Source organism: Citrobacter portucalensis, assembly GCF_002042885.1.
In the GTDB taxonomy this organism is placed as follows: domain Bacteria; phylum Pseudomonadota; class Gammaproteobacteria; order Enterobacterales; family Enterobacteriaceae; genus Citrobacter; species Citrobacter portucalensis.
In genome coordinates this window covers 1-24,113 of record NZ_MVFY01000019.1, presented here as the reverse complement: position 1 = coordinate 24,113, position 24,113 = coordinate 1, and the positions used below count along the sequence as shown (strand labels likewise).

Genomic DNA, 24,113 nt, shown 5'->3' with positions numbered 1-24,113 from the left:
GTCATGAGGTCGTGAATTTACCTCATAACAGAGAGCTTAATTAACCAGGCTCTTGAACTGACAGGTTTGCCACATTTGTGGTAGGGAAGGGGGTGAGAATCCCCCGCAGCCCCCGCTGCTGTGATGCTGACGACCCCGTATGGACCACTGATCGCAAGATTGGGAAGGACGGGTGAGGATGACGCTAAGCCAGAAGACCTGCCTGTCAGTGACTACCAACAACTTCGGTGGGAAGTGGGTGGTTCAGATGCATACAGTCGAGAGACTGGGTATCTCTACACCCCTACCACCCTGAACAGGATCAGGGTATGGCGGCCAATTTTCACGCATTTGTTCTTGCAGGTACCGGAAGCGGCTGTGGTAAAACCACGGTGACGCTGGGCTTGTTGAGCTTGTTGAAAAAACGCGGTTTGCGCGTCCAGCCTTGCAAAGTGGGTCCTGATTACCTTGATACCGGCTGGCATACAGCGGTATGCGGTACCGCTTCCCGCAATCTTGATAGCTTCATGCTTCCCGTCCCCACGCTGAACGCTCTATTCAACGAGCAGATGCAACATGCGGATATCGCCGTTATTGAAGGTGTTATGGGGCTGTATGACGGCTATGGTACCGACCCAAACTACTGCAGCACCGCCGCGATGGCTAAACAGTTAGGCTGTCCGGTCATCTTACTGGTTGATGGCAAAGCCGTTTCCACTTCAATCGCCGCAACGGTAATGGGTTTTCAGCATTTTGATCCCACCCTGAACATCGCCGGGGTTATTGTTAATCGGGTTAACAGCGAAACGCATTACCAGTTACTGAAAGTCGCAATCGAACGTTACTGCGATGTACCCGTCTTGGGCTACGTACCCCGTATGGATGGGGTTGCCCTTCCCGAACGTCATCTGGGTTTAGTAACCGCACGTGAGTCGGTTATCAATCAGCAACCGTGGCAGGCTTTTGCCGCGACGCTGGAGCAAACCCTTGATATCGACGCACTTCTGACATTAAGCCAGTCAACCAATCTTCCTGCTGGCGAATGGCCCGCGCTTCCTGCCGCAGACGCCGGAGCAGGGCTAACGGTTGCCATTGCCGATGACGAAGCCTTCAACTTCTACTACCCGGATAACATTACGCTGCTGGAACGTACGGGGCTTAAAGTTGTCCGTTTTAGCCCGTTGCACGACACCTGTTTACCGGACTGTCAGATGATCTGGTTAGGTGGCGGATATCCAGAGCTACACGCTGCGGCGCTGGCTCGCAATGTCTCGATGCTGAATCAACTGCGAGAGGCACATCAACGTGGCGTCGCGATTTATGCAGAGTGCGGCGGGCTGATGTATCTCGGCAGTTCGCTTGAGGACAGCAACGGCGATACCTGGCTGATGGCGGATATCATTCCCGGCCACAGCAAAATGGGGAAACGTCTGACCCGATTTGGCTACTGCGAAGCGCAGGCCGCGCAGCAAACATTGTTAGCTGCAGAAGGCGAAGTGCTGCGCGGGCATGAATTCCACTATTCCGATTTTACCCCTGAAACGCCAGCGGTGATGAACTGTCGCAAAGTGCGCGATGGTAAAACGCTGCAAGCCTGGTCCGGCGGCTGGCAGGTCGGAAACACCTTCGCCAGCTATCTACACGTTCATTTTGCTCAACGTCCGCAGATGCTTAACCATTGGCTGGCAGCTGCGAGGAGTGCGCTATGACGATCCTTGCATGGTGTGTTGCCTGGCTGCTTGATTTTATCATCGGCGATCCGCAGAACTGGCCGCATCCGGTGCGCTGGATTGGTAATCTGATTTCTGCCGTGCAGCGAGTTATTCGGCGTTATTGCCATAGCGACCGTGCGCTGCGCATCGGCGGCGCGGTGATGTGGATTGTGGTGGTTGGTCTGACCTGGGCGGTGTCCTGGGGCGTGCTGGCACTGGCAGAATCTATTCATCCCTGGTTGGGTTGGGTGGTAGAGGTATGGATGATCTTTACCGTGCTGGCCGGACGCTGCCTGGCAAAGGCCGCGCAGGATGTCGAACGTCCGCTACGGGCCGGTGACCTTGCTCAGAGTCGGGAAAAACTATCGTGGATTGTGGGGCGTGATACCTCACAGCTGCAACCGCAGCAGATCAATCGCGCGGTGGTGGAAACCGTGGCTGAAAACACCGTAGACGGTATTATCGCACCGTTGTTCTTTCTCCTCCTCGGCGGTGCGCCCCTGGCGATGGCCTACAAAGCGGTAAACACCCTTGACTCCATGGTGGGCTACAAACATGAAAAATACCGCGCTATTGGTATGGTCAGCGCGCGTCTGGACGATGTCGCGAACTTTATTCCTGCAAGACTGAGCTGGCTGTTGCTGGGCGTGGCGGCATTTTTATGTCGTAAAGACGGCTCGCGAGCTTTACAGATTGGCTGGCGCGATCGCTACAACCACAGCAGCCCAAACTGTGCGTGGTCAGAGGCATCCGTAGCCGGGGCATTAGGCATTCGGCTGGGTGGTCCTAATGACTACTTTGGCGAGCGCGTTGAGAAACCGTGGATCGGTGATGCTCAACGTGACATTTCGGTAGACGACATTTCCCATACGATTCGACTGATGTGGGTGGCATCGACGCTGGCACTGGCGCTGTTTATTGCGCTGCGGTGGCTGTGGGTCGGTGTAGCCTGAGGACAACATAATGCAATACATCCAGCAACCCCAGGCGATTGAAGCCAAAAGTTTCGACATTATTGGCGAGATCATCCGTGAAACCCGTCCGGACTATCAGTTTGCCAGTCCGTTACATGAAGCCATTATCAAGCGGGTTATTCACACGACGGCAGATTTCGACTGGCTGGACATTCTGTGGTTTTCCAGTGATGTGCTGGAGCAGTTTTGTGCGGCGCTTAGCCGTTCGAGCGTGATTTATACCGATACCACGATGGCGCTTTCCGGGATCAATAAAACGCTGCTGGCAAAATTCGGCGGTGAATGCCGCTGCTACATCAGCGACCCGCGGGTTGTGCGTACGGCAAAAGAGCAGGGTATTACCCGGTCCATGGCGGCAGTCGACATTGCGGTGAAGGAAGAGGGGGAAAAGCTGTTTGTCTTTGGCAACGCGCCGACTGCGCTGTTCCGCCTGCTTGAGCATGATGTTGCCGTCAGCGGTGTGGTGGGTGTACCGGTCGGGTTCGTTGGTGCTGAAGAGTCGAAAGATGCCCTGACCCAAAGCAATTTGCCCGCCATTGCAGCGTTAGGCCGCAAAGGGGGAAGCAATGTCGCCGCCGCTATCGTCAACGCCATGCTTTATCACATGCAGGGGGCGCGATGAGCGAGGCCTTCGATACGCCGGTGTGGCACAACGGTAAAGCGCTGCGTAAAGGATATACCACGGGATCGTGCGCCACGGCGGCGGCAAAAGTTGCCGCGTTGATGGTATTGCGCCAACACCTCATCCATCAGGTTTCCATCGTGACGCCTTCCGGGGTGACGCTGTGCCTGAACGTGGAGTCACCGCATATCGAAGGGCAGCAGGCAATAGCGGCCATCCGCAAAGACGGTGGAGATGATGTGGACGCCACCCACGGCATGCTGATTTTTGCTCGCGTGACGTTAGACGATAGTGGCGTGATTGCCTTACAGGGCGGTGAAGGGGTCGGTACGGTAACCCGCAAGGGGATTGGCCTGCCGGTGGGCAGTTCGGCGATTAACCGTACACCTCGCCAGACCATTGAATCAGCCGTCCGCGAAGCGATTGGCCCAAATCGTGGGGCGCAGATTGAAATCTTCGCGCCAGAAGGCGAAGAACGGGCGCAAAAAACCTACAACTCTCGCCTTGGCATTCTTGGCGGCATTTCGATTATCGGCACCACGGGTATTGTCACGCCGATGTCAGAAGAGAGCTGGAAGCGTTCGCTGTCGCTTGAGCTGGAAATTAAGCGGGCGGCAGGGCTGGAGCGTGTTGTACTGGTGCCGGGAAACCACGGCGAGCGTTTTGTGCGCGAGCAGATGGGTATCGACACCCAGGTTGTGGTCACCATGAGCAACTTTGTCGGTTACATGATTGAAGAAGCTGTACGTCTGGGGTTCCGGCAAATCGTACTGGTGGGGCACCCCGGTAAGCTCGTCAAAATCGCGGCGGGGATCTTCCACACTCATAGCCATATTGCCGATGCCCGCATGGAAACGCTGGTGGCCCACCTCGCGCTACTTGGCGCACCGCTGGAACTGCTGACGTTGGTCAGCGAGTGCGATACCACCGAAGCGGCGATGGAACATATCGACGCGTACGGTTTCCAGCACATTTATGACCATCTGGCTCAGCGCATTTGTATGCGTGTTCTGCAAACGCTGCGCTTTACCAAAAATCCCCCGACCTGCGATGCCATCATGTTTTCTTTTGATAATCAGGTTCTTGGAAGTAATCGTCCGGTCGCAGAGATTGCTGAGGAGATGCAATGTTAACCGTTGTAGGGATGGGCCCCGCCGGTTTGCATTTGATGACGCCTGCGGCACGAGAAGCGGTCGCGACGGCGGATGTTCTGGTCGGTGGAAAGCGGCATTTGCAGCAATTCCCGGATTTTGCCGGTGAACAGTTTGCTCTTGGCGCCAATATCCCGGAACTCCTGAGCTGGATTAGCGCGCACCAGGAGAAGCACGTTGTGGTACTGGCGTCTGGCGATCCCCTGTTTTACGGCATCGGGACGCGCATGGTGGCGCATTTTGGTATTGAGAATGTGCGGATTATTCCCGGCATTAGTGCGGTGCAGTACCTGTGCGCGCAGTCCGGTATTGATATGAACGATATGTGGCTGACCAGTAGCCATGGCCGCAGCGTCTGTTTTGATGAGTTGGCGCGACATAACAAGGTGGCGATGGTGACTGATGCGCTGTGTGGCCCGCGAGAAATCGCGCAGCAGCTCATTGCCCGAGGCAAGGGGCATCGCTGGATGGTGATTGGCGAAAACCTGGCGATGGAAAACGAACAGATCCATTTCCTGCCTGTGCGTGAAGTTAACGCTGACTATGACATGAATGCAGTGGTGATCCTTGATGAAAGATGAGCTGTTTCTGCGTGGAGAGAAAGTGCCGATGACCAAAGAAGCGGTACGCGCACTTGCCCTCTCAAAACTTGAATTACACCGCGCCAGTCACCTGATTGATATTGGTGCCGGAACCGGCAGCGTGTCGATAGAGGCGGCGTTGCAATATCCCGGATTACGTGTAACGGCCATCGAACGTAACCCGGCGGCGCTCAGGTTGCTGGATGAAAACCGCCAGCATTTTGCCTGCGCAAATATCGATATTTTTCCCGGCGTTGCTCCCATGACCATCGCTGAAAAAGCCGATGCCATTTTTATGGGCGGCAGCGGAGGCCATCTGACCGAACTAATTGACTGGTCGATGCGCCAATTGCATCCCGCAGGGCGTCTGGTAATGACGTTTATCCTCCAGGAAAACCTCAACACCGCGCTGGCACATCTGGATCATCTTGGCGTACAGGGAGTGGATTGCCTGCAGCTACAGGTTTCCTCGCTTACCACGCTTGGCAATGGTCACTATTTTAAACCGAATAACCCCGTATTTGTTATCGCCTGTCAGAAGGAAGGAAACCATGTCTGAGATTTTTGATCCCCGTAGCGTGTGGTTTGTTGGCGCAGGTCCTGGCGATCGCGAGCTGATTACCCTCAAAGGTTACCGGTTGCTGCAGCAGGCGCAGGTTGTTATCTACGCCGGATCGCTGATTAACACTGAATTGCTGGAGTATTGCCCTGCCGGTGCTGAATGTCACGACAGTGCCGAACTGCATCTGGAGCAGATCCTTGATCTGATGGAGGCCGGAGTGAAAGCGGGCAAGACCGTTGTGCGCCTGCAAACCGGTGATGTCTCGTTGTACGGTTCCGTACGCGAGCAGGGTGAGGAGCTGACCAAACGCGGGATTGACTGGCAGGTGGTCCCCGGCGTCAGCGCGTTCCTCGGCGCGGCGGCGGAGCTGGGCGTGGAGTACACCGTACCTGAAGTTTCACAGAGCCTGATCATTACGCGCCTGGAAGGCCGCACCCCGGTACCAGAGCGTGAACAGCTGGAGTCTTTTGCCAGCCACCAGACATCAATGGCGATTTATCTTTCCGTCCAGCGTATTCATCGGGTGGCCGAGCGTCTTATTGAAGGCGGCTATCCGGCGACCACGCCCGTGGCGGTGATCTATAAAGCGACCTGGCCGGAAAGTCAGACCGTGCGCGGGACCCTGGCGGATATTGGCGACAAGGTTCGCGATGCGGGCATCCGTAAAACGGCCCTTATTCTGGTCGGTAATTTCCTGGGCTCGGAGTATCACTACTCCAAACTCTATGCGGCGGACTTTAGCCATGAATACCGTAAAGCCTGAGTCAATTGCGCTTTTTTGCCTGACTCCTGGTGGCGTTGTGCTGGCGAAACGTCTGGCAGCCATGCTGCCGGTTACCTGTTTTACCAGTGAAAAGCTGCTGGAGGAGGGGTTTATTCCCTTTGAAAACGGCTTTGCGAATACCGCCCGCGAAGCGTTTACGAATTACTCGGCGCTGATTTTTATCGGTGCGACCGGCATTGCGGTGCGCGTACTGGCCCCGCTGGTCAATGACAAATTCTGCGATCCGGCGGTGGTGGTCATTGATGAACGTGCCCAGCATGTCATCAGCCTGCTCTCCGGTCACGCGGGCGGTGCCAATGCATTGGCGCGTTATCTGGCGGGCATGTTGGGCGCTGACCCGGTTATCACTACCGCGACGGATGTGAACGATATGGCGGCACTGGATACGCTGGCATTTCAACTGAATGCCCGGATGAGTGATTTCCGTTCGGCGGTGAAAATCGTGAATCAGATGCTGGTCAGCAATAAGCGGGTTGGTCTGTGGTGGGATGACGAACTGACGCAGGATGTCAGCCATTGCGACCGGCGCGGATTTATCACGGTAACCGATCTCAACCAGCTCCCTGAACTGGATGCGTTGGTGTGCATCACCTTACGCACCAATTTACCTGACCTGCCTGTTCCGCACTGGAAGTTGGTGCCACAGCGGGTTGTGGCCGGAATTGGCTGTCGCCGTGATACGCCGTTCCCTCTGCTGGCTGCGCTGCTTGCCCGGCAACTTGAAGCTCAACAGCTCGATCCGTTGGCGCTAAAAGCGATTGGCAGCATCACGCTGAAAAAAGATGAACAGGGACTTATCCAACTGGCTTCGTGCTGCCGCGTTCCTTTCGAAACCTTTACTGCTGACGCGCTGCGTGAGCATGAGCACCGTTTTCCAGCCTCATCGTTTGTTCGCAAAACGGTGGGTACAGGAAGCGTTTCCGGTCCTGCAGCCTGGCTGTTGAGCCACGGAAAACTGTTAGGCGAGACCCTGCGAGAACAGGGCGTCACTATCACTTTGGGAGTTTCACACTGATGTTAAGCGTAATTGGAATTGGCCCTGGCTCGCAGGCAATGATGACCATGGAAGCCGTTGAAGCACTGCAGGCAGCGGAAATCATCGTTGGCTATAAAACCTACACCCATCTGGTAAAAGCGTTCACGGGTGACAAGCAGGTGATCAAAACCGGAATGTGCAAAGAGATTGAACGCTGCCAGGCGGCGATCGAACTGGCACAGGCGGGTCACAACGTGGCGCTGATCAGTAGCGGTGACGCGGGGATTTACGGTATGGCCGGGCTGGTGCTTGAACTGGTCAGCAAGCAAAAGCTGGATGTTGAGGTCAGGCTAATACCTGGCATGACCGCTAGTATTGCCGCGGCCTCTTTGCTGGGTGCGCCGCTGATGCACGACTTCTGCCACATCAGCTTAAGCGATCTGTTAACGCCATGGCCGGTTATCGAAAAACGCATCGTTGCCGCCGGTGAGGCAGACTTTGTTATCTGTTTCTACAACCCGCGCAGTCGGGGTCGCGAAGGTCATCTGGCGCGCGCATTTGAACTGCTTTCCGCCAGCAAAAGCGCACAAACGCCGGTGGGTATTGTGAAGTCTGCCGGACGTAAAAAGCAGGAAAAATGGTTAACCACGCTCGGTGAAATGGATTTCGAACCGGTTGATATGACCAGCCTTGTGATCGTGGGTAACAAAACAACCTATGTTCAGGACGGCCTGATGATCACGCCACGAGGTTATGTGCTGTGAATTACGGTGATGTGCTGGTCATGGGCGGTACGAGCGATGCGCGCATGCTGTGCCAGCAACTGGATGCGGCAAACGTGGCCTACACCCTGTCAGTTGCAACCCCAACAGGGAAACAACTGGCGGGAGACATCAAAGGCCAGGTGCGCTGCGGGCGTCTGGAGCGCGAACAAATGATTGCCTGGCTACAGGAAAATCGGACGCGCTGGGTGATCGATGCCTCGCATCCGTACGCCGAGGTGGTGAGCCGCAACATCATGAGCGCCTGCGAAGCGGCGGGCGTACTGCTGAGCCGCTACCAGCGCCCTGAGCAGTTGAGTGGTTTAACTCACCCGCACCTGTATACCGTACAAAGCATTCAGCAAGCCTGTGAGTTGGCGCGACGCTTCGGCGATCGTGTGCTGCTGACGACCGGCAGTAAAGATCTGGCTATCTGGCGCGAAGGGTTGCCTGAAAAAACGCTGCTGGCGCGCGTTCTGCCTGTTCCTGAGGTCATTCAGCAATGCGCGGATCTGGGATTTGGCGTCGGTGAAATCTTCGCACTGTGCGGACCGTTTAGCGCCGAGTTCAACGCTGCGTTTTATCGCCAGTGCCAGGCTGATGTGGTGATCACCAAAGCATCTGGCGCTGAAGGTGGTTATCAGGAAAAGGTTCAACCCTGTCTGGATGCCGGAATCCCCTGCATCGTGATTACACGTCCGGCACCGTTGGTGACGGGAGAAGAGTTACTGGAAAGTCAGGCCGCCTTTGGGGCGCGTTTAACGCGCTGGCTGGCCACTGCTTAAGGAGTTTGAGATGAAAAAGGCGCTTCTGGTGGTCAGTTTTGGCACCAGCTATCACGACACCTGCGAGAAAAATATTGTGGCCTGTGAGCGCGATCTTGCAGCTAGCTGCCCTGACCGCGACCTGTTCCGGGCGTTTACCTCCGGGATGATAATCCGCAAGCTCAAGCAGCGCGACGGCATTGAAATCGACACGCCGCTGCAGGCGCTGCAAAAACTGGCGGAGCAGGGGTATCAGGATGTGGCTATTCAGTCGCTGCACATTATTAATGGTGACGAATACGAAAAAATTGTCCGCGAAGTGCAAAGTATGCGTCCGCTGTTTTCACGCCTGACGCTGGGTGTACCGCTGCTGAGCAGCCATGAAGATTACGCACAGTTGATGCTGGCGTTGCAACAGCAGATGCCGGAGCTTGGCGAAAGTGAAAAAGTGGTCTTTATGGGACACGGTGCCAGCCACCATGCTTTTGCCGCCTATGCCTGTCTCGACCACATGATGACGGCGCAGCGCTTTCCCGCGCGGGTTGGGGCGGTGGAAAGCTATCCGGAAGTGGATGTGCTGATTGAAAGTTTATCTCAGGAAGGGGTGACGGCGGTGCATCTGATGCCGCTGATGTTAGTCGCTGGCGACCATGCCATCAACGATATGGCCTCCGATGAAGATGATTCCTGGAAAACGTTGTTCAATGCAGCCGGGATACCGGCTACGCCGTGGCTTAGTGGTCTGGGTGAGAACCCGGCGGTTCGCGCCATGTTCGTGGCACATTTACAGCAGGCGCTTAATGTGGCGCTGGAGGAAGCAGCATGAGCGGAAAACTGTATGCACTGAGCACCGGGCCAGGTGCTTCCGACTTGATTACCGTGCGTGCCGCACGCACGCTGGGCGCGCTGGATATTCTCTATGCGCCTGCCGGGCGTAAAGGCGGCGACAGTCTGGCATTGTCGATTGTACGTGAGTATATCGGTGAACAGACCGAAGTCCGCTGCTGCCATTTTCCTATGAGTGCCGATAGCGCTGAAAAAGAGGCCGTCTGGGATGAAGTTGCTGCCGCGCTGGTTCAGGAAGTCGAGGCCGGTAAGCAGGTGGGGTTTATCACTCTCGGCGATGCGATGCTGTTCAGCACCTGGGTCTTTTTACTTCAGCGTATTGGTTGTCCTGACTGGCTGGAAATCGTTCCGGGCGTGACCTCTTTCGCCGCGATTGCCGCGCGTTCCAAAACGCCGCTCGCTATGGAGCAACAGTCACTGGCGGTGGTCTCCTGTACCGCGCCGGAAGCGGAAATCCAGCAAGCGTTAAAACAGCATGACAGTCTGGTGTTGATGAAAGTGTACGGTCGTTTTGCACGTATCAAAGCGCTGCTACAACAAGAAGGTTTGTTGGACTGTGCATTAATGATGTCTGAAGCCACGCTGCCAGGTGAACAGTGCTGGCGTCATCTCGATGAGGTGAGCGACGATCAGCCGCTGCCTTATTTCTCGACCATTCTGGTCAATAAACAGTGGGAGTATGCACAATGAAGCTTGAACAACAGCTAAAACAGCTGTCTTTCAGCGGGTTGGCTGCGGCGCTATTACTGATGATTGTTCCTGAACAAGCGTTCGCCATGCACATTATGGAAGGTTTCTTGCCGCCGATGTGGGCGCTGGCCTGGTGGCTGCTGTTTTTACCCTGCCTGTGGTACGGGCTGGTACGTCTGCGCCAAATTGTGCAGGAGGATAACCACCAGAAGGTTTTGCTGGCCCTGTGTGGAGCCTTTATTTTTGTGCTGTCGGCGCTGAAAATTCCTTCCGTCACCGGAAGCTGCTCTCATCCAACTGGTGTAGGCCTGGCGGTTATCCTGTTTGGACCGGGCGTGGTAGCCATCCTTGGGGCGATTGTCCTGCTGTTCCAGGCTCTGCTGCTGGCACACGGTGGTTTGACAACGCTCGGCGCGAACGGCATGTCGATGGCGGTAATTGGCCCGGTAGTGGGTTACATGGTGTGGAAAATGGCCTGCCGCGCAGGGCTGCGTCGTGATGTCTGCGTCTTCCTGTGTGCGATGCTGGCGGATCTCGTCACCTATTTCGTGACCTCGGTACAGCTGGGCGTTGCGTTCCCGGATCCCTCTGCTGGTGCTACCGGCTCAATCATTAAGTTCATGGGGATTTTCTGCCTGACGCAGATCCCAATTGCGATTGCGGAAGGGTTACTTACCGTGCTGATTTACGATCAGCTAACCAAACGCCAGTTGATAACCGCACAAGGGCATTAACGATGAAAAAGACGCTGATTATATTGGGCATGGTAGTGGCGCTGGTGATCCTGCCGTTCTTTATCAACCACGGTGGGGAGTACGGCGGGTCAGATGGTGAGGCGGAAAGCCAGATTCAGGCTATTGCCCCGCATTATGAGCCCTGGTTCCAGCCGTTGTATGAACCCGCAAGCGGTGAAATTGAAAGTCTGCTGTTTACGCTCCAGGGATCGCTTGGCGCAGCCGTGATTTTCTATATCCTGGGTTACACCAAGGGTAGGCAACGCCGTGATGACCGGGCTTGACAGGCTTAGCTATCAAAGCCGTTGGGTTCATGTCTCGCCGATGCGGAAATTTCTGCTCTGGCTGGTGATGATGATTCTGGCGTTTACTCTGCCCCCATTGGGGCAGGGTATTGAGCTTTTACTTATTGCCGCGCTGAGCTGCTGGCTGCTGCGTATTTCCTTCTGGCGCTGGTGCCGTTGGATGGCATTGCCATTTGGTTTTCTCACGGTTGGCGTGGTGACCATTTTGTTTAGCATCAGCCGCGATCCACAGACGCTGTTGGCCAGCATACCTGTGGGAAGTTACTGGTTGGGGATCAGCGCACCAGGCCTGGTAACCGCCAATGAAACCTTCTGGCGCAGCCTTGCCGCGTTGGCGGCAACCTTCTGGCTGGTACTGAATCTGCCGTTTCCGCAATTAATTATCTTACTCAAACGCGCGCACGTTCCTCGCCTGCTAACTGAGCAGATCCTGCTGACCTGGCGGTTTATTTTTATCCTGTTAGACGAGGCGCTGGCTATTCATCGCGCACAAACGCTGCGTTTTGGTTATCGTAGCTTGCCGTTGGGCTACCGCTCTCTGGCAATGCTGGTGGGATTGCTGTTTACCCGTGTGTTGATCCGCTACCAGCAAATGACCACCACACTGGATATCAAACTGTATCAGGGTGATTTTCACCTGTAAGGAAAAGTATGCTTGCCACCTCAGCGCTTTGGTTTCGCTATCAGGATGACCCGATCCTCAAAGGGCTAACTCTGGATTTTTCGACGCATGCCGTCACCGGACTGGTAGGCGCTAATGGCTGCGGGAAATCCACGCTGTTTATGAACCTGAGTGGCTTATTGCGCCCACAGCAAGGCGCGGTGATGTGGCAGGGCAAACCGCTGGATTACAGCAAGCGCGGCCTGCTGGCGCTGCGTCAACAGGTGGCAACGGTATTTCAGGATCCCGATCAGCAAATCTTTTATACCGATATCGACAGCGATATCGCCTTTAGCCTGCGCAATCTTGGGGTGGATGAAGCTGAAATCGCTCGGCGCGTGGAAGATGCGCTTACGCTGGTCGACGCCCAGCATTTTCGCCATCAGCCCATTCAGTGCTTAAGCCATGGGCAAAAAAAACGCGTAGCGATTGCCGGGGCGTTGGTGTTGCAGGCGCAGTATCTGCTGCTGGATGAACCTACTGCGGGCCTTGACCCGTCAGGCCGCACGCAGATGATTGAGATAATCAAACGCATCGTTGCGCAAGGAAACCACGTCGTAATTTCCAGCCATGATATCGATCTTATCTATGAAGTCAGCGATGCGGTGTACGTTTTACGCCGGGGCGAAGTACTCACGCACGGCACGCCAGGCGACGTATTCGCCCGTACGGATCTTATTGAACAAGCGGGATTAACTCAGCCCTGGCTGGTGAAGCTGCATACAGAGTTGGGCTTCCCGCTGTGTAAAACAGAGGCTGAATTTTTTAGTTGTATGCGAGAGAACGCACTGAAGGAGGCGTCATGACGCAGGCAATAATGTTGCAGGGAACGGCATCTGATGTGGGTAAAAGCGTATTGGTCGCCGGGCTGTGTCGTATTTTTTATCAGGATGGACTGCATACCGCGCCGTTCAAATCGCAGAACATGGCGCTGAACTCTGGCATTACGCCAGAGGGAAAAGAAATGGGCCGCGCGCAAATTTTTCAGGCCGAAGCCGCAGGCATTACGCCAGATGTGCGTATGAACCCAGTGTTACTTAAACCGACCAGCGATCGAAAAGCGCAGGTAGTGCTGATGGGTAAAGTGGCAACCGATATGGACGCGGTGAGTTACCACGAGTACAAGCCACGTCTGCGGGAACAGATCCTGTCAGTTTATAACAGCCTGGCGCAGGAGTTCGATGTGCTGGTGCTGGAAGGAGCGGGGAGCCCGGCAGAGATTAACCTGCGCGATCGCGATATCGTCAATATGGGTATGGCCGAGATGGCGCAGTGCCCTGTCGTTTTGGTGGCGGATATCGATCGTGGCGGGGTGTTCGCCTCCATTTACGGCACGCTGGCGCTGTTGCACGATCACGAGCGCGCGCGGGTAAAAGGGGTGATCATCAACAAGTTTCGCGGTGATGTGACGCTGCTGCACTCCGGTATCGAGCAAATTGAAGCGCTGACCGGCGTTCCGGTACTGGGCGTGATGCCATGGCTGGATGTTGATCTGGAAGATGAAGATGGCGTTGCGCTGCAAAAGGGCAAGTATTTGCGCACTGACAAACGCGACATCGATATCGCCGTTGTTCAAATACCGCACATTTCTAACTTTACTGATTTCAATGCGCTTGCTGCGCAGCCGGATGTGCGCGTGCGCTATGTTCGCCAGCCTGAAGAGCTGGTGGGAGCCGATCTGGTGATTTTGCCGGGCAGCAAAAATACCCTTGGCGATCTGGTATGGCTGCGTGAAAGTGGGATGGCGCATGGCGTCGTGCAATTACATCGTAATAACGTACCGGTGGTGGGGATTTGTGGCGGCTATCAAATGCTCGGCGACACCATCATTGATGAAGTAGAGTCGGGCCTCGGTACGCTGCCGGGTCTGGGCTTACTCAATACAGTCACCCATTTTGCCCAGCACAAAACCACGACCCTGGTTGAGGGACAAATGTCTTCATCGCTGCCTGACTGGCTGGCGGGCACGGCGGGGTTATCCGTTCGCGGTTATGAAATTCATATGGGCGAAACAGCATTAACCGATGAATGCCGGTCGGTGATGACGTTGCACAAAGACGGCGGCAACGTTGTTGACGGCGCGGTCACTCCGGATGGTCTGGCGTTCGGCACCTATCTTCACGGTCTTTTCGACAGCGATGATTTCACCCGTGCGTTGGTCAATGGCCTGCGAGAACGTAAAGGGTTAGCTCCGCTGGATTCCACCTTCCATTACGCGCAATATAAATCGCAGCAGTTTGATCTGCTGGCGGATGCGATGCGGCAACACATCGATATTGAAAAAATTTATACCATCATGCAGCAACACCGGGAGCCAGTATGATGATTCTGGTTACTGGTGGCGCGCGAAGCGGTAAGAGTCGGCATGCGGAAGCGCTGATCGCTGATTCCCCAAATGTTTTGTATATCGCGACTTCGCAGATTTTTGATGAGGAGATGGCTGCGCGAATTCAGCATCATCGCGATGGACGTCCTGCGCACTGGCGGACAGCCGAACGTTGGCAACATCTTGATGAACTGATCACGGACACGAACGATCCTCAGGAAGCTATTCTGCTGGAATGCATCACCACGATGGTGACCAACTTGCTGTTTGCGCTGGGCGGTGAAAGCGATCCGGACAGCTGGGATTACGCGGCGATGGAGCAGTCTATCGAAGGTGAAATCCGTTCGCTGATCGCAGCCTGTCAATGCTGCCCGGCAAAGATCGTGTTGGTCACTAACGAAGTGGGTATGGGGATTGTGCCGGAGAATCGTCTGGCGCGGCATTTTCGTGATATTGCAGGACGCGTGAACCAGCGACTGGCGGCGGCAGCGGATGAGGTCTGGCTGGTGGTATCAGGAATTGGAGTCAAAATTAAATGAGTAAGTTGTTCTGGGCAATGCTCTCTTTTATCAGTCGCTTGCCCGTTCCTGCTCGCTGGTCGCAAGGACTGGATTTCGAGCACTATTCCCGCGGTATTGTAATGTTTCCCCTGATTGGCGTCGTGTTGGGAGGGCTGACGGGGCTGGTCTTTATGGCGCTCCAGCCCTGGTGCGGTATTCCGTTGGCGGCCCTTTTTGCGGTGCTGACACTGGCATTGCTGACCGGGGGATTTCATCTGGATGGTCTGGCGGATACCTGTGACGGCATTTTTTCGGCGCGCCGACGCGAGCGGATGCTGGAAATCATGCGCGACAGTCGTCTGGGCACCCACGGTGGACTGGCGTTAATTTTCGTTTTACTGGCGAAGGTACTGGTGGTGAGTGAACTGGCTTTGCGTGGCACGCCAATGCTGGCCGCGCTGGCAGCGGCATGTGTTGCCGGGCGAGGAACGGCGGTGTTGCTGATGTATCGGCATCGCTATGCCCGCGAAGAAGGACTGGGCAACGTTTTTATTGGCAAAGTCACCGGGCGTCAAACCTGCGTTACGTTGGGATTAGCGGCGATCCTTGCCACCGTGCTACTTCCTGGCATGCGCGGCGTGGCAGCGCTGGTTGTCACAATAGTGGCGGTTTTTATTCTTGGGCAGTTATTAAAACGCACGTTGGGTGGGCAAACCGGCGATACGCTGGGCGCTGCCATTGAACTTGGCGAGTTGATTTTCTTGCTGGCTCTGCTCTGAGTCAGCCCACATACTGGAATCCTTATGCAGACTTTAACCTCTTTACTCCGCACGATCCCATCACCAGACAGTGCCGCGATGTTGCGTGCACAGCAGCATATCGACGGCTTGCTTAAGCCGCCGGGAAGTTTGGGGCGACTCGAATCTCTCGCCGTACAATTGGCCGGGATGCCTGGCCTGAAGGGCGTGCCGCATGTGAACGGCAAAGCGATGCTGGTGATGTGCGCCGATCACGGCGTGTGGGATGAAGGGGTTGCCGTTTCGCCTAAAGTTGTCACGGCTATTCAGGCTGCCAATATGACGCGTGGAACGACCGGCGTCTGCGTCCTGGCCGCTCAGGCTGGGGCGAAGGTTCATGTGATAGATGTTGGGATTGATGCTGAACCTATTCCCGGTGTGGTGAATATGCGTGTGGCACGCGGTTGCGGCAATATAGCCGAAGGCCCGGCAATGAGCCGTTCGCAGGCCGAGGAGCTGTTGCTGGAAGTCATCCGCTATACCCATGAGCTGGCAAAAGACGGTGTAACGCTGTTTGGCGTCGGGGAGCTTGGTATGGCAAATACTACACCTGCGGCGGCCATTGTCAGCGTGCTGACCGGCAGTGATGCTGAGGAAGTCGTGGGTATTGGCGCTAACCTTCCTCTTTCTCGGGTGGGGAATAAGGTAGACGTTGTGCGCCGGGCAATTGCCGTCAATCAACCTGATCGCCATGACGGTGTCGATGTGCTGGCTAAGGTTGGCGGGTTTGATCTTGTCGGTATGGCGGGGGTGATGCTTGGGGCGGCCTCCTGTGGTCTGCCTGTGGTGCTGGACGGTTTTCTTTCGTATTCTGCTGCTCTGGCGGCCAGCCAGATTGCACCACAAATTAAACCCTACTTAATTCCGTCACACTTCTCCGCTGAGAAGGGCGCTCGCACCGCGCTTGCGCATCTTGAATTGGATCCTTATCTGAATATGGGGATGCGTTTGGGTGAAGGCAGTGGGGCCGCGTTGGCAATGCCGATTGTTGAAGCTGCCTGTGCGATGTACAAAAATATGGGGCAGCTCGCCGCCAGTAACATTGTGCTTCCAGATGGTAAGGAAGCGTAGTTACCGTTCAACCTGAACCTCGCCTGATGGCGAGGTTTTTTTATGCGCAAATATGTCGTAACCCACTAAAACAGATAATAAAAGCTATACTTAACGGATATCTGTTGCGACGAAGGAAAGGAAAAAGATGCGTCGTGTAAAACTGCTTTGTTCACTCATTATGCTGCTTGCGAGTCAGGGCGCGCAGGCGGTGAGTTATCCGCTGCCGCCAGAGGGGAGTCGCCTGGTGGGTAGCCCTTTGACTATCACGGTTCCACCAGGAAACACCAAGCCGCTGGAGGCATTTGCTGCTCAGTACGGACAGGGGTTGAGCAATATGCTTGAAGCCAATCCGGGCGTCGATGTTTTTCTGCCTAAATCGGGTTCAACGCTGGTTGTGCCGCAGCAACTGATACTTCCGGATACCGTGCGCGAGGGGATTGTCATCAACGTCGCCGAGATGCGGCTTTACTATTATCCTGCTGGCAGCAATACGGTTGAGGTTTTACCCATTGGCATTGGTCAGGCGGGTAGAGAAACGCCGCGTAACTGGGTGACGGCGGTCGAACGTAAGCAGGAAGCACCAAGCTGGACGCCGACGCCAAATACCCGACGTGAATACGCCGCTCGCGGGGAAAGCTTACCGGCTTTTGTTCCTGCCGGGCCAGAAAATCCAATGGGCCTGTATGCAATTTATATCGGCAGGCTTTATGCCATTCACGGGACAAACGCCAATTTTGGTATTGGTCTGCGGGTAAGCCAGGGGTGCATCCGTTTACGGAATGATGACATCAAGTACCTGTTTGATACGGTGCCTGTAGGGACGCGTGTACAACTGATAGACCGACCGGTGAAATACAGCGAAGAGCCGGACGGTAGTCGCTGGGTGGAAGTACATGAGCCGCTGTCACGAAACCGTTCGGAATACGAGTCTGACAGAAAGGTACCTTTGCCAGTCACTCCCGCTTTGCGCACCTTTATCAGCGGGAATGACGTGGATGTGAGCCGCGGGAGCCAGGCGTTGGAAAGACGTTCCGGTATGCCAGTGAACATTAGCCTGGTACAGAAGCATTATTAATTTTCAGGGCGACCCTGTTGACCTTCAGGTCGGATGGGTCGCTTTTTTAATTTGATACTGCCCCATTTTTACCACGCCAATATGGTCAGCCATTAGCTGGGCTTCGTGTTCACTGTGGGTAACCAACAGCGCCGTTTGCCCGGCGGCGCGCAAAATATCCCGTACCTCGTTGCCAAGACGCTCACGCGTGCGCTTATCCAGGCTGGAGAAGGGTTCATCGAGCAACAGGATTTCCGGATGTGGCGCCAACGCGCGCGCAAGGGCGATACGCTGTTGTTGCCCGCCGGAAAGCTCATGCGGATAGCGGTTGGCATGGCTGTGTAACTCCACCATTTTCAACAACTCAGTCACTCTGGCCTGTTGTTCCTCACGCGGCATGCGACGCAACCCAAAGGCGACATTTTGTTGCGCGGTCAGATGGGGGAATAACGCATATTCCTGGAAGACCATGCCGACATGACGTTTTTCCGGTGGCAGATGAACGCCGGGACCGGCAACACGTCGCTGTGACACATAGATCTCTCCGTTTTGCAGGCGTTCAAATCCGGCTACTGCGCGTAGTACCGTGGTTTTTCCGCAGCCTGAAGCGCCCAGCAGACAGGCAATTTCACCTTTACGTACCGACATTGAAAATCCGCTCAGTACCGATTGCTGGCTGTTGCCATAAGCAACGTGTACATCCTGGAGTCGTAATGCAATTTCTGACATTGTTGCTCTCTTAACCACGGTGAGTCATTTGGTGACGCACCAACAAAATAACCGGTAGCGTGCCAGCTAAAACAATCATTAGCGCGGCGATAGCACCTTCTTCATAGGTTCCACGGGCGGCTTCCGCATACAGCAACGTTGCCAGCGTTTCAAAATTGACCGGGCGCAAAAGCAACGTTGTTGGTAGCTCCTTCATGGCATCAGCAAAAACCAGCAGGGCACTGCTGACTAACGCCGGGCGCAGCAGGGGAAAATGGACTCGTGCAAACGTCCCCGCACCATTCTCACCCAACAGACGAGACGCCTGTTCCAGCGAAGGTGGAATGCGGCCCAGACCAGAATCCAGTGCGCCAATGGCAATCGCCTGGAATCGCATGGCACAACAAATTACCAGCAGGATCCCGGCGGACATCAGCGGCAGGCCGCGAACATCCAGTAAATCTGCCAGCCAGCGGTCGACAGCCATGGCGGGGGTTAAAAAGCCAATCGCCAGAATTGTGCCGGGAACCGCATAGCCTAAAGAGGCCAGACGCATCACGCCGCGACGAAATCCCGGCATGGCGTTGTCTGCGGCGCTATGACGCGCGCTCCAGGCCACCAGCATACTGACGCAAACCACCACTAGCGTAGTTCCCGCTGCCAGCGATAGCGTATTTTGCAATGCTGACAGTAACGAAGAGGAAAGGGGGTTCTCATCACCTATACGTTTGGCGCTTTCCCACATTAAAAACAGTACCGGAGCCAGAAAACCCAGCACAACCGGCAGTGAAATAACGCCACCGAGCAGCCAACCACGCCAGCCCTGCACGCGCGTTGGTTGAATTTCCCGTAGGCTGCGGCTGCTGAATCCTTGTTTTCTACGACCATAAAATTCCAGCGTCAGAATAAGGAATATAAACATCAGCATCATGCAGGCAATTTGTGCCGCGGCAGATAAATCAGACCGCGAGATCCATGTGGTGTACACGGTAACGGTTAACGTCTGTACCCCGAGAAACTCCGATGCGCCAATATCGTTGAGCGTTTCCAGCAGTGCCAGACTGATCCCAACGGCCAGTGCCGGACGAGCCATGGGCAAAGCAACACGAAAGAAGGTTCCGGTTGCGCTGCATCCCAGCGTGCGTGCGGCTTCCAGTAAATGAGCCGGTTGGCTAATAAACATGGCGCGGGTTGTCAGATACACGTATGGGTATAGCACTAATCCGAGCAGGATGATTGCGCCGGAAAGTGAGCGTAAATCAGGCAGCCGGAACTGTCTTGGGCTGTCAAAACCCAATAAAAAACGGATAAAGGTTTGCAGGGGGCCAATTGGATGCAGCAGATCGAGCCACGCAAAGGCCACAATGTAGGTCGGCATTGCCAGCGGCAACAGTAACGCCCAGCTAAGAATTTTACGTCCAGGAAAATCCCATGCCGTTACCGCCCATGCGCTGCCTACGCCAATCACGCCGACCATCACCGCGACACCGGCTAATAACAGCACGGTATTTTTTAGTGCGGCAGGCAGTACATACGTCAGGAGATTATCCCAGTGAGATAAATCGGCCTGGGTAGCCTGCCAAATCAGCGCAATGATGGGTGTCAGAACGCCAAGCGCTACGCACAGCGCGCCAAGATGTAGCGGCGTTAATAATGACTGCGGCCCGGAAACCAGGCCGCGTAACGTCGGAAACTGCAGAGGTTTATTGATCGAATCCAACTTTATCTACCAGCAGACTAGCTTGTTTACGATATTTAACGATTTCGGTTAACGGCGTTTTATCGACGTCGATTTCACCAATAGTTGCACTGATAACCGGATCAAGCGTCACGCCTTTCAGTACCGGGTATTCGAAGTTCGCTTTCGCATACTGCTGCTGGGCAGGTGCGGAAACCAGATATTCCATCAGCTTAACGGCATCGGCTTTATTTGGTGCATAGCGGGCTACAGCTGCGCCACTGATGTTGACGTGTGTACCGCCATTTTCAAAGGTGGGTTTAACGACTTTAATCGCATCGCCCCACTGACGTACATCACTGCCTTCTTTGGCGTTTTTCATATGGCCGACGTAATAGGAGTTGGCGAGACCAATATCGCAAATTCCACCGAGAATATCGCGAGCTACATCGCGGTCGCCACCGGTAGCTTTACGCGCCAGGTTAGCTTTCACACCGCGCAGCCATTCTTCGGTCTTTGCTTCACCGTGATGAGCAATCATTGCGGCGATCAGCGCTGTGTTATACGGGTGCTGTCCGGAACGAATACAGACTTTACCTTTGTACTCAGGGCTGGCGAGTTGTTCGTAATGCCAGTTATCGATTGGCAGTGACTTCTCGGCATACAGCACGCGGGCACGCATCGACAGCGCAAACCACTGATTATCTGCACCGCGCAGATTAGCCGGAATAGCGGTTTTCAGTGCTTCTGACTCTACTGGCTGAGTTACACCCGCTTCCACTAAATCAATGAGGTTACCGGCATCAACGGTCATCAGCAGGTCAGCAGGTGAATTTTTACCTTCAGCTTTAACGCGCTCAAGCATACCGTCCTTGATATAGACCGTACTGACTTTGATGCCGCTGGTTTTGGTCCAGCTATCAAGCAAAGGCTGGATCAGACCCGGTTCACGGGTGGTATAGAGCGTTAACGTATCCTGAGCGAAAGCCGGTAGGCTAACAGAGAAGACCAGGGCAGAGGCAAGGGTGATACGGCGCAGTCCGGCGCGAGGCAGAGAATTCATCGTTTATATCCCAGAGTAATTGGAACGTACAGTGAACCGAGCGGGGGGCTCGTTCCTTTGGCCCGCGTACAATAAATGATAATCACTAGCACTTACAATAATTGCAAAGTTTAAACGATTTACATTTACATAACTTTAATCAACGTTGTGATGCGGCATGTAACAGCGGTGCAGAGCAGGCAGGGGGCTTATGAGAGGGATTTTATAGTGACCTGAAAAGCAAAAAGCCTGCTTAGTTTCCTAAGCAGGCTTCTTAAATATGGCTCCTCTGACTGGACTCGAACCAGTGACATACGGATTAACAGTCCGCCGTTCTACCGACTGAACTACAGAGGAATCGTTTGAACGAGGCGCATATTACTGACCTCACCATGAGGTGTCAACAGTAAAATTAGCGCGTCATTTCAATTGGTTAATTAATCTTCAAATTCAGCGTTAATGCACATTTGGTGAGCGACAATGGCCACCTTAGCGGGTATCGCGTAACCGCTCCATGGGGTTCTGGCGGTAAAACTGAATGAAACGTTGCCATAATGCCGGAAAACGTGGTGCAAATAATTCAGGGGCACTGAAGAAATACTCCGATAGAACGGCAAAGCATTCGGCAGGATCGGTCGCTGCGTAGGCATCTATACTGCACGCGGTTTCACCGACCAGATCAATTTCATCCTGAATGTTATTCATTGCGGCATGCAGGTCGTGCTCCCAACTGGCAATATCTCGCAGAGGGATCGCCGGAATACCGCTGGCGCGGTCGCCATTACGCATATCAAGCTTATGTGCCACTTCATGGATGATCAGATTGAAGCCGGAGGCATCAAAAGAATCCTGAATGTCGAGCCAGTTGAGGATTATTGGACCTTGCTGCCAGCTCTGCCCGGACTGTACAACACGTTGATTATGTACCAGCCCAATATCGTCTTCCCATTCATCGTCCACGACAAACGGGGCAGGGTAGATGAGAACTTCATGAAACCCGTCGAGCCACTCGATCCCCAATTCCAGAACAGGCAAACAGAAAAGCAGCGCAATGCGCGCACTTTTTAGTGGATCAAGTTCAAACCCCTGAAGCGCTACCAATCTTTTTTGCTGTAAAAAGCGCTCGGCCAGGGCGATAAGCCTGGCTTGTTCTTGCTCGGTGAGATTCACCAGAAGAGGAATAGCCAGGGCGTCGTCCCACGGCCAGTCGTCACTCCGGGTTGTTTCTTGCTCTTTCCAGGGCCACTTAATCATCGTTTTGCTCGCAAACTCGTCACTTGAACGAAATTGACGGAACGGGGTCTGTTAAAATGCCAAATTACCTGGCATCATGGCAACCGCCAAAACGGAGAGATGCCAGAGCGGCTGAATGGACCGGTCTCGAAAACCGGAGTAGGGGCAACTCTACCGGGGGTTCAAATCCCCCTCTCTCCGCCACTATTCAAGCACTTGCACGCCTCGCTTTCAACGACAGTTCTCATGGATGTTTTTTTCTTTGAGTATCCTCACAAGTTTATCGTTGTAATGCCCGTGTGATAAAAAAAATACGTTTCGGATAAATAAAAAGCCCGCTTCATATGAAGCGGGCTTGCTTGTTTTTGCGTCAATTAGAACTGGTAGACTAAACCAACCGCAACGATGTCGTCAGTTGCGATACCATTGCTTTCATAGAAGCTGTCGTCTTCATCCAGCAGGTTGATTTTATAATCGACATAGGTGGACATGTTTTTGTTGAAGTAGTAAGTCACACCCACATCAACATATTTGACCAGGTCTTTGTCGACATAACGCCAGTTACCGCGACTGACTTCCTGACCACCTAAATCCTTGCCTTTAGACTGCAGGTAAGCGATGGAAGGGCGTAGACCGAAGTCGAACTGGTACTGCGCAACTACTTCAAAGTTCTGGGTTTTGTTGGCGATACCGTAATCACCGTAAGCGGTCATATTGCGAGTTTCTGCGTACATGGCAGCCAAGTAAATATCATTGGCATCATATTTGGCACCCACGGTCCAGGCATCCGCTGTGTCACCGCCTGCATAGCTGTTGGCATGGCTACTATCGCCACGGCCAGCAGCAACCTGATTGTTAGAACGGTCAGAACTGGAGTATGCAGCGCCAAGACTTAAACCGAAGTCGAAGTCATAAGAGGTGGACATACCGAAACCGTCGCCGTTCTCACGTGTCAGGTCCCGACCTTTACCATTACCGGTACCTTCGCCTGAACCACCGTCTTCATTATTGCCCTGATACTGCAAAGCAAAGTTCAGGCCATCAGCCTGCCCAAAGAAGCCTTTATTGCGATAGGTGGCTACGCCGTTGGTACGACCGGTCATATACACGTCGGTTTGGGTGTAGGAGTCACCGCCAAATTCTGGCAGCATATCGGTCCAGGCTTCTACGTCGTAGACCACGCCGTAGTTACGACCATAATCGAAGGTACCATTCTGGCCAAAACCTAAACCGGCGAAGGCCAGACGAGTTGCAGAATTTGCGCCGTCACCTTCAGCGGTATTGGCCTTAATGTTATATTCCCACTGACCGTAACCAGTCAGCATCTCGTTGATCTGGGTTTCGCCTTTAAAACCCAGACGCGCATAGGTCTGATCGCCATCGTTGCCCGCATCGTCAGAGAAATAACGCAGACCGTCGACTTTACCGTACAGATCCAGTTTATTGCCGTTCTTATTATAGATTTCAGCCGCATTTGCTGCGCCTGCAGCTAATAAAGCAGGGAGAAGCAGTGCCAATACTTTTCTTTTCATTATATATTCCCTTTGCATAATAATTAAAATGAATATGTAGTACTATCCGAGTGACTACATTTGGATACTATCTATGAAGTTCATTTAA

The 24,113-nt window shown here is 54.2% G+C and carries 26 protein-coding genes, 2 tRNA genes and 1 riboswitch; of the genes, 22 read left to right on the top strand and 6 right to left on the bottom strand.

The annotated features are described in order from the left end of the window. The first annotated feature begins 45 nt into the window (after positions 1-45). A riboswitch (cobalamin riboswitch) is annotated at positions 46-220 on the top strand. An 88-nt stretch (positions 221-308) separates the two neighbouring features. The 21 genes from BZK40_RS21385 to ldtA all read left to right on the top strand — a co-directional run bounded on the left by BZK40_RS21385 (position 309) and on the right by ldtA (position 17,853). Next, positions 309-1,688, top strand: coding sequence for a cobyrinic acid a,c-diamide synthase CobB (locus tag BZK40_RS21385; protein WP_079935269.1), 1,380 nt, complete (start codon positions 309-311; stop codon positions 1,686-1,688). Then, complete coding sequence (gene cbiB, locus BZK40_RS21380) at positions 1,685-2,644, top strand: adenosylcobinamide-phosphate synthase CbiB (protein WP_048216004.1); 960 nt, start codon at positions 1,685-1,687, stop codon at positions 2,642-2,644. The genes BZK40_RS21385 and cbiB overlap by 4 nt, the downstream gene beginning before the upstream one ends. 10 nt (positions 2,645-2,654) lie before the next feature. Further along, complete coding sequence (locus BZK40_RS21375; protein ID WP_008785140.1) at positions 2,655-3,287, top strand: cobalt-precorrin-8 methylmutase; 633 nt, start codon at positions 2,655-2,657, stop codon at positions 3,285-3,287. Then, a complete protein-coding gene (cbiD, locus tag BZK40_RS21370) occupies positions 3,284-4,420 on the top strand; it encodes a cobalt-precorrin-5B (C(1))-methyltransferase CbiD (RefSeq protein WP_003030269.1) in 1,137 nt (378 codons plus the stop codon). Before BZK40_RS21375 ends, cbiD begins: the two co-directional genes overlap by 4 nt. Continuing rightward, a complete protein-coding gene (locus BZK40_RS21365; protein WP_003834111.1) occupies positions 4,414-5,019 on the top strand; it encodes a cobalt-precorrin-7 (C(5))-methyltransferase in 606 nt (201 codons plus the stop codon). Before cbiD ends, BZK40_RS21365 begins: the two co-directional genes overlap by 7 nt. Continuing rightward, a complete protein-coding gene (locus BZK40_RS21360) occupies positions 5,009-5,578 on the top strand; it encodes a decarboxylating cobalt-precorrin-6B (C(15))-methyltransferase (protein ID WP_008785138.1) in 570 nt (189 codons plus the stop codon). The genes BZK40_RS21365 and BZK40_RS21360 overlap by 11 nt, the downstream gene beginning before the upstream one ends. Then, positions 5,571-6,344: a cobalt-precorrin-4 methyltransferase gene (locus BZK40_RS21355; protein WP_003030275.1), complete on the top strand. Its 774-nt coding sequence runs from the start codon at positions 5,571-5,573 to the stop codon at positions 6,342-6,344. The genes BZK40_RS21360 and BZK40_RS21355 overlap by 8 nt, the downstream gene beginning before the upstream one ends. Then, positions 6,325-7,380 carry a cobalt-precorrin 5A hydrolase gene (gene cbiG / locus BZK40_RS21350; RefSeq protein WP_003834107.1) on the top strand — a complete coding sequence of 352 codons (1,056 nt, stop codon included), beginning with the start codon at positions 6,325-6,327 and terminating at the stop codon, positions 7,378-7,380. The genes BZK40_RS21355 and cbiG overlap by 20 nt, the downstream gene beginning before the upstream one ends. Continuing rightward, the gene (locus BZK40_RS21345) at positions 7,380-8,105 is read left to right on the top strand and encodes a precorrin-3B C(17)-methyltransferase (protein ID WP_003030278.1); all 726 of its coding nucleotides are present in this window, start codon (positions 7,380-7,382) and stop codon (positions 8,103-8,105) included. Before cbiG ends, BZK40_RS21345 begins: the two co-directional genes overlap by 1 nt. Further along, positions 8,102-8,887 (top strand): cobalt-precorrin-6A reductase, encoded by a 786-nt coding sequence (locus tag BZK40_RS21340; protein ID WP_008785136.1) that lies wholly within the window; start codon positions 8,102-8,104, stop codon positions 8,885-8,887. Before BZK40_RS21345 ends, BZK40_RS21340 begins: the two co-directional genes overlap by 4 nt. Before the next feature lie 10 nt (positions 8,888-8,897). Further along, positions 8,898-9,692 carry a sirohydrochlorin cobaltochelatase gene (gene cbiK, locus BZK40_RS21335; protein WP_079935268.1) on the top strand — a complete coding sequence of 265 codons (795 nt, stop codon included), beginning with the start codon at positions 8,898-8,900 and terminating at the stop codon, positions 9,690-9,692. Further along, on the top strand, positions 9,689-10,402 hold the full coding sequence (locus BZK40_RS21330) for a cobalt-factor II C(20)-methyltransferase (RefSeq protein ID WP_003834099.1): 714 nt from the start codon (positions 9,689-9,691) through the stop codon (positions 10,400-10,402). The genes cbiK and BZK40_RS21330 overlap by 4 nt, the downstream gene beginning before the upstream one ends. Then, positions 10,399-11,136, top strand: a complete 738-nt coding sequence (cbiM, locus tag BZK40_RS21325) for a cobalt ECF transporter S component CbiM (RefSeq protein ID WP_003834098.1) — start codon at positions 10,399-10,401, stop codon at positions 11,134-11,136. The genes BZK40_RS21330 and cbiM overlap by 4 nt, the downstream gene beginning before the upstream one ends. A gap of 2 nt (positions 11,137-11,138) precedes the next feature. Then, positions 11,139-11,420, top strand: a complete 282-nt coding sequence (locus BZK40_RS21320) for an energy-coupling factor ABC transporter substrate-binding protein (RefSeq protein WP_003030289.1) — start codon at positions 11,139-11,141, stop codon at positions 11,418-11,420. Then, positions 11,407-12,084, top strand: coding sequence for an energy-coupling factor ABC transporter transmembrane protein (locus BZK40_RS21315; RefSeq protein ID WP_079935267.1), 678 nt, complete (start codon positions 11,407-11,409; stop codon positions 12,082-12,084). The genes BZK40_RS21320 and BZK40_RS21315 overlap by 14 nt, the downstream gene beginning before the upstream one ends. 8 nt (positions 12,085-12,092) lie before the next feature. After that, positions 12,093-12,908 (top strand): energy-coupling factor ABC transporter ATP-binding protein, encoded by an 816-nt coding sequence (locus tag BZK40_RS21310; protein WP_003839037.1) that lies wholly within the window; start codon positions 12,093-12,095, stop codon positions 12,906-12,908. Continuing rightward, entirely contained in the window at positions 12,905-14,425 is a 1,521-nt protein-coding gene (locus tag BZK40_RS21305; RefSeq protein WP_079935266.1) for a cobyric acid synthase, read from the top strand. Before BZK40_RS21310 ends, BZK40_RS21305 begins: the two co-directional genes overlap by 4 nt. Continuing rightward, a complete protein-coding gene (gene cobU, locus BZK40_RS21300) occupies positions 14,422-14,967 on the top strand; it encodes a bifunctional adenosylcobinamide kinase/adenosylcobinamide-phosphate guanylyltransferase (RefSeq protein WP_079935265.1) in 546 nt (181 codons plus the stop codon). Before BZK40_RS21305 ends, cobU begins: the two co-directional genes overlap by 4 nt. Then, positions 14,964-15,707, top strand: a complete 744-nt coding sequence (gene cobS / locus BZK40_RS21295; RefSeq protein ID WP_079935264.1) for an adenosylcobinamide-GDP ribazoletransferase — start codon at positions 14,964-14,966, stop codon at positions 15,705-15,707. The genes cobU and cobS overlap by 4 nt, the downstream gene beginning before the upstream one ends. Positions 15,708-15,731: 24 nt before the next feature. Continuing rightward, positions 15,732-16,796 (top strand): nicotinate-nucleotide--dimethylbenzimidazole phosphoribosyltransferase, encoded by a 1,065-nt coding sequence (gene cobT / locus BZK40_RS21290; RefSeq protein WP_048216014.1) that lies wholly within the window; start codon positions 15,732-15,734, stop codon positions 16,794-16,796. 127 nt (positions 16,797-16,923) lie between these two features. Continuing rightward, complete coding sequence (ldtA, locus tag BZK40_RS21285; protein ID WP_048235113.1) at positions 16,924-17,853, top strand: L,D-transpeptidase; 930 nt, start codon at positions 16,924-16,926, stop codon at positions 17,851-17,853. A 24-nt stretch (positions 17,854-17,877) separates the two neighbouring features. Here the strand turns inward: ldtA and BZK40_RS21280 are convergent, their stop codons facing one another. The 5 genes from BZK40_RS21280 to mtfA form a co-directional block, all read right to left on the bottom strand. After that, entirely contained in the window at positions 17,878-18,561 is a 684-nt protein-coding gene (locus BZK40_RS21280) for an ABC transporter ATP-binding protein (RefSeq protein ID WP_032669186.1), read from the bottom strand. Positions 18,562-18,571: 10 nt separating this feature from the next. After that, on the bottom strand, positions 18,572-20,260 hold the full coding sequence (locus BZK40_RS21275; RefSeq protein WP_079935263.1) for an ABC transporter permease: 1,689 nt from the start codon (positions 20,258-20,260) through the stop codon (positions 18,572-18,574). After that, on the bottom strand, positions 20,244-21,281 hold the full coding sequence (locus tag BZK40_RS21270; protein WP_079935262.1) for an extracellular solute-binding protein: 1,038 nt from the start codon (positions 21,279-21,281) through the stop codon (positions 20,244-20,246). Before BZK40_RS21270 ends, BZK40_RS21275 begins: the two co-directional genes overlap by 17 nt. 260 nt (positions 21,282-21,541) lie before the next feature. Further along, a tRNA-Asn gene (locus BZK40_RS21265) sits at positions 21,542-21,617 on the bottom strand. A 132-nt stretch (positions 21,618-21,749) separates the two neighbouring features. Then, positions 21,750-22,514: a DgsA anti-repressor MtfA gene (gene mtfA, locus BZK40_RS21260; protein WP_032943883.1), complete on the bottom strand. Its 765-nt coding sequence runs from the start codon at positions 22,512-22,514 to the stop codon at positions 21,750-21,752. Positions 22,515-22,607: 93 nt separating this feature from the next. On the opposite strand from mtfA, the gene BZK40_RS21255 reads away from it, so the two are divergent. Continuing rightward, positions 22,608-22,697 (top strand) — tRNA-Ser (locus BZK40_RS21255). Positions 22,698-22,867: 170 nt separating this feature from the next. Here BZK40_RS21255 and ompC read toward each other — a convergent pair. Next, on the bottom strand, positions 22,868-24,025 hold the full coding sequence (gene ompC / locus BZK40_RS21250; protein WP_060683647.1) for a porin OmpC: 1,158 nt from the start codon (positions 24,023-24,025) through the stop codon (positions 22,868-22,870). Between the last annotated feature and the right edge of the window lie 88 nt (positions 24,026-24,113).

What these genes read in the sequence shown, in the direction of transcription:
- BZK40_RS21385 (WP_079935269.1), top strand. Translation starts at nt 309, where the DNA reads ATGGCGGCCAATTTTCACGCATTTGTTCTTGCAGGTACCGGAAGCGGC.
- cbiB (WP_048216004.1), top strand. Translation starts at nt 1,685, where the DNA reads ATGACGATCCTTGCATGGTGTGTTGCCTGGCTGCTTGATTTTATCATC.
- BZK40_RS21375 (WP_008785140.1), top strand. Translation starts at nt 2,655, where the DNA reads ATGCAATACATCCAGCAACCCCAGGCGATTGAAGCCAAAAGTTTCGAC.
- cbiD (WP_003030269.1), top strand. Translation starts at nt 3,284, where the DNA reads ATGAGCGAGGCCTTCGATACGCCGGTGTGGCACAACGGTAAAGCGCTG.
- BZK40_RS21365 (WP_003834111.1), top strand. Translation starts at nt 4,414, where the DNA reads ATGTTAACCGTTGTAGGGATGGGCCCCGCCGGTTTGCATTTGATGACG.
- BZK40_RS21360 (WP_008785138.1), top strand. Translation starts at nt 5,009, where the DNA reads ATGAAAGATGAGCTGTTTCTGCGTGGAGAGAAAGTGCCGATGACCAAA.
- BZK40_RS21355 (WP_003030275.1), top strand. Translation starts at nt 5,571, where the DNA reads ATGTCTGAGATTTTTGATCCCCGTAGCGTGTGGTTTGTTGGCGCAGGT.
- cbiG (WP_003834107.1), top strand. Translation starts at nt 6,325, where the DNA reads ATGAATACCGTAAAGCCTGAGTCAATTGCGCTTTTTTGCCTGACTCCT.
- BZK40_RS21345 (WP_003030278.1), top strand. Translation starts at nt 7,380, where the DNA reads ATGTTAAGCGTAATTGGAATTGGCCCTGGCTCGCAGGCAATGATGACC.
- cbiK (WP_079935268.1), top strand. Translation starts at nt 8,898, where the DNA reads ATGAAAAAGGCGCTTCTGGTGGTCAGTTTTGGCACCAGCTATCACGAC.
- BZK40_RS21330 (WP_003834099.1), top strand. Translation starts at nt 9,689, where the DNA reads ATGAGCGGAAAACTGTATGCACTGAGCACCGGGCCAGGTGCTTCCGAC.
- cbiM (WP_003834098.1), top strand. Translation starts at nt 10,399, where the DNA reads ATGAAGCTTGAACAACAGCTAAAACAGCTGTCTTTCAGCGGGTTGGCT.
- BZK40_RS21320 (WP_003030289.1), top strand. Translation starts at nt 11,139, where the DNA reads ATGAAAAAGACGCTGATTATATTGGGCATGGTAGTGGCGCTGGTGATC.
- BZK40_RS21315 (WP_079935267.1), top strand. Translation starts at nt 11,407, where the DNA reads ATGACCGGGCTTGACAGGCTTAGCTATCAAAGCCGTTGGGTTCATGTC.
- BZK40_RS21310 (WP_003839037.1), top strand. Translation starts at nt 12,093, where the DNA reads ATGCTTGCCACCTCAGCGCTTTGGTTTCGCTATCAGGATGACCCGATC.
- BZK40_RS21305 (WP_079935266.1), top strand. Translation starts at nt 12,905, where the DNA reads ATGACGCAGGCAATAATGTTGCAGGGAACGGCATCTGATGTGGGTAAA.
- cobU (WP_079935265.1), top strand. Translation starts at nt 14,422, where the DNA reads ATGATGATTCTGGTTACTGGTGGCGCGCGAAGCGGTAAGAGTCGGCAT.
- cobS (WP_079935264.1), top strand. Translation starts at nt 14,964, where the DNA reads ATGAGTAAGTTGTTCTGGGCAATGCTCTCTTTTATCAGTCGCTTGCCC.
- cobT (WP_048216014.1), top strand. Translation starts at nt 15,732, where the DNA reads ATGCAGACTTTAACCTCTTTACTCCGCACGATCCCATCACCAGACAGT.
- ldtA (WP_048235113.1), top strand. Translation starts at nt 16,924, where the DNA reads ATGCGTCGTGTAAAACTGCTTTGTTCACTCATTATGCTGCTTGCGAGT.
- BZK40_RS21280 (WP_032669186.1), bottom strand. Translation starts at nt 18,561, where the DNA reads ATGTCAGAAATTGCATTACGACTCCAGGATGTACACGTTGCTTATGGC.
- BZK40_RS21270 (WP_079935262.1), bottom strand. Translation starts at nt 21,281, where the DNA reads ATGAATTCTCTGCCTCGCGCCGGACTGCGCCGTATCACCCTTGCCTCT.
- mtfA (WP_032943883.1), bottom strand. Translation starts at nt 22,514, where the DNA reads ATGATTAAGTGGCCCTGGAAAGAGCAAGAAACAACCCGGAGTGACGAC.
- ompC (WP_060683647.1), bottom strand. Translation starts at nt 24,025, where the DNA reads ATGAAAAGAAAAGTATTGGCACTGCTTCTCCCTGCTTTATTAGCTGCA.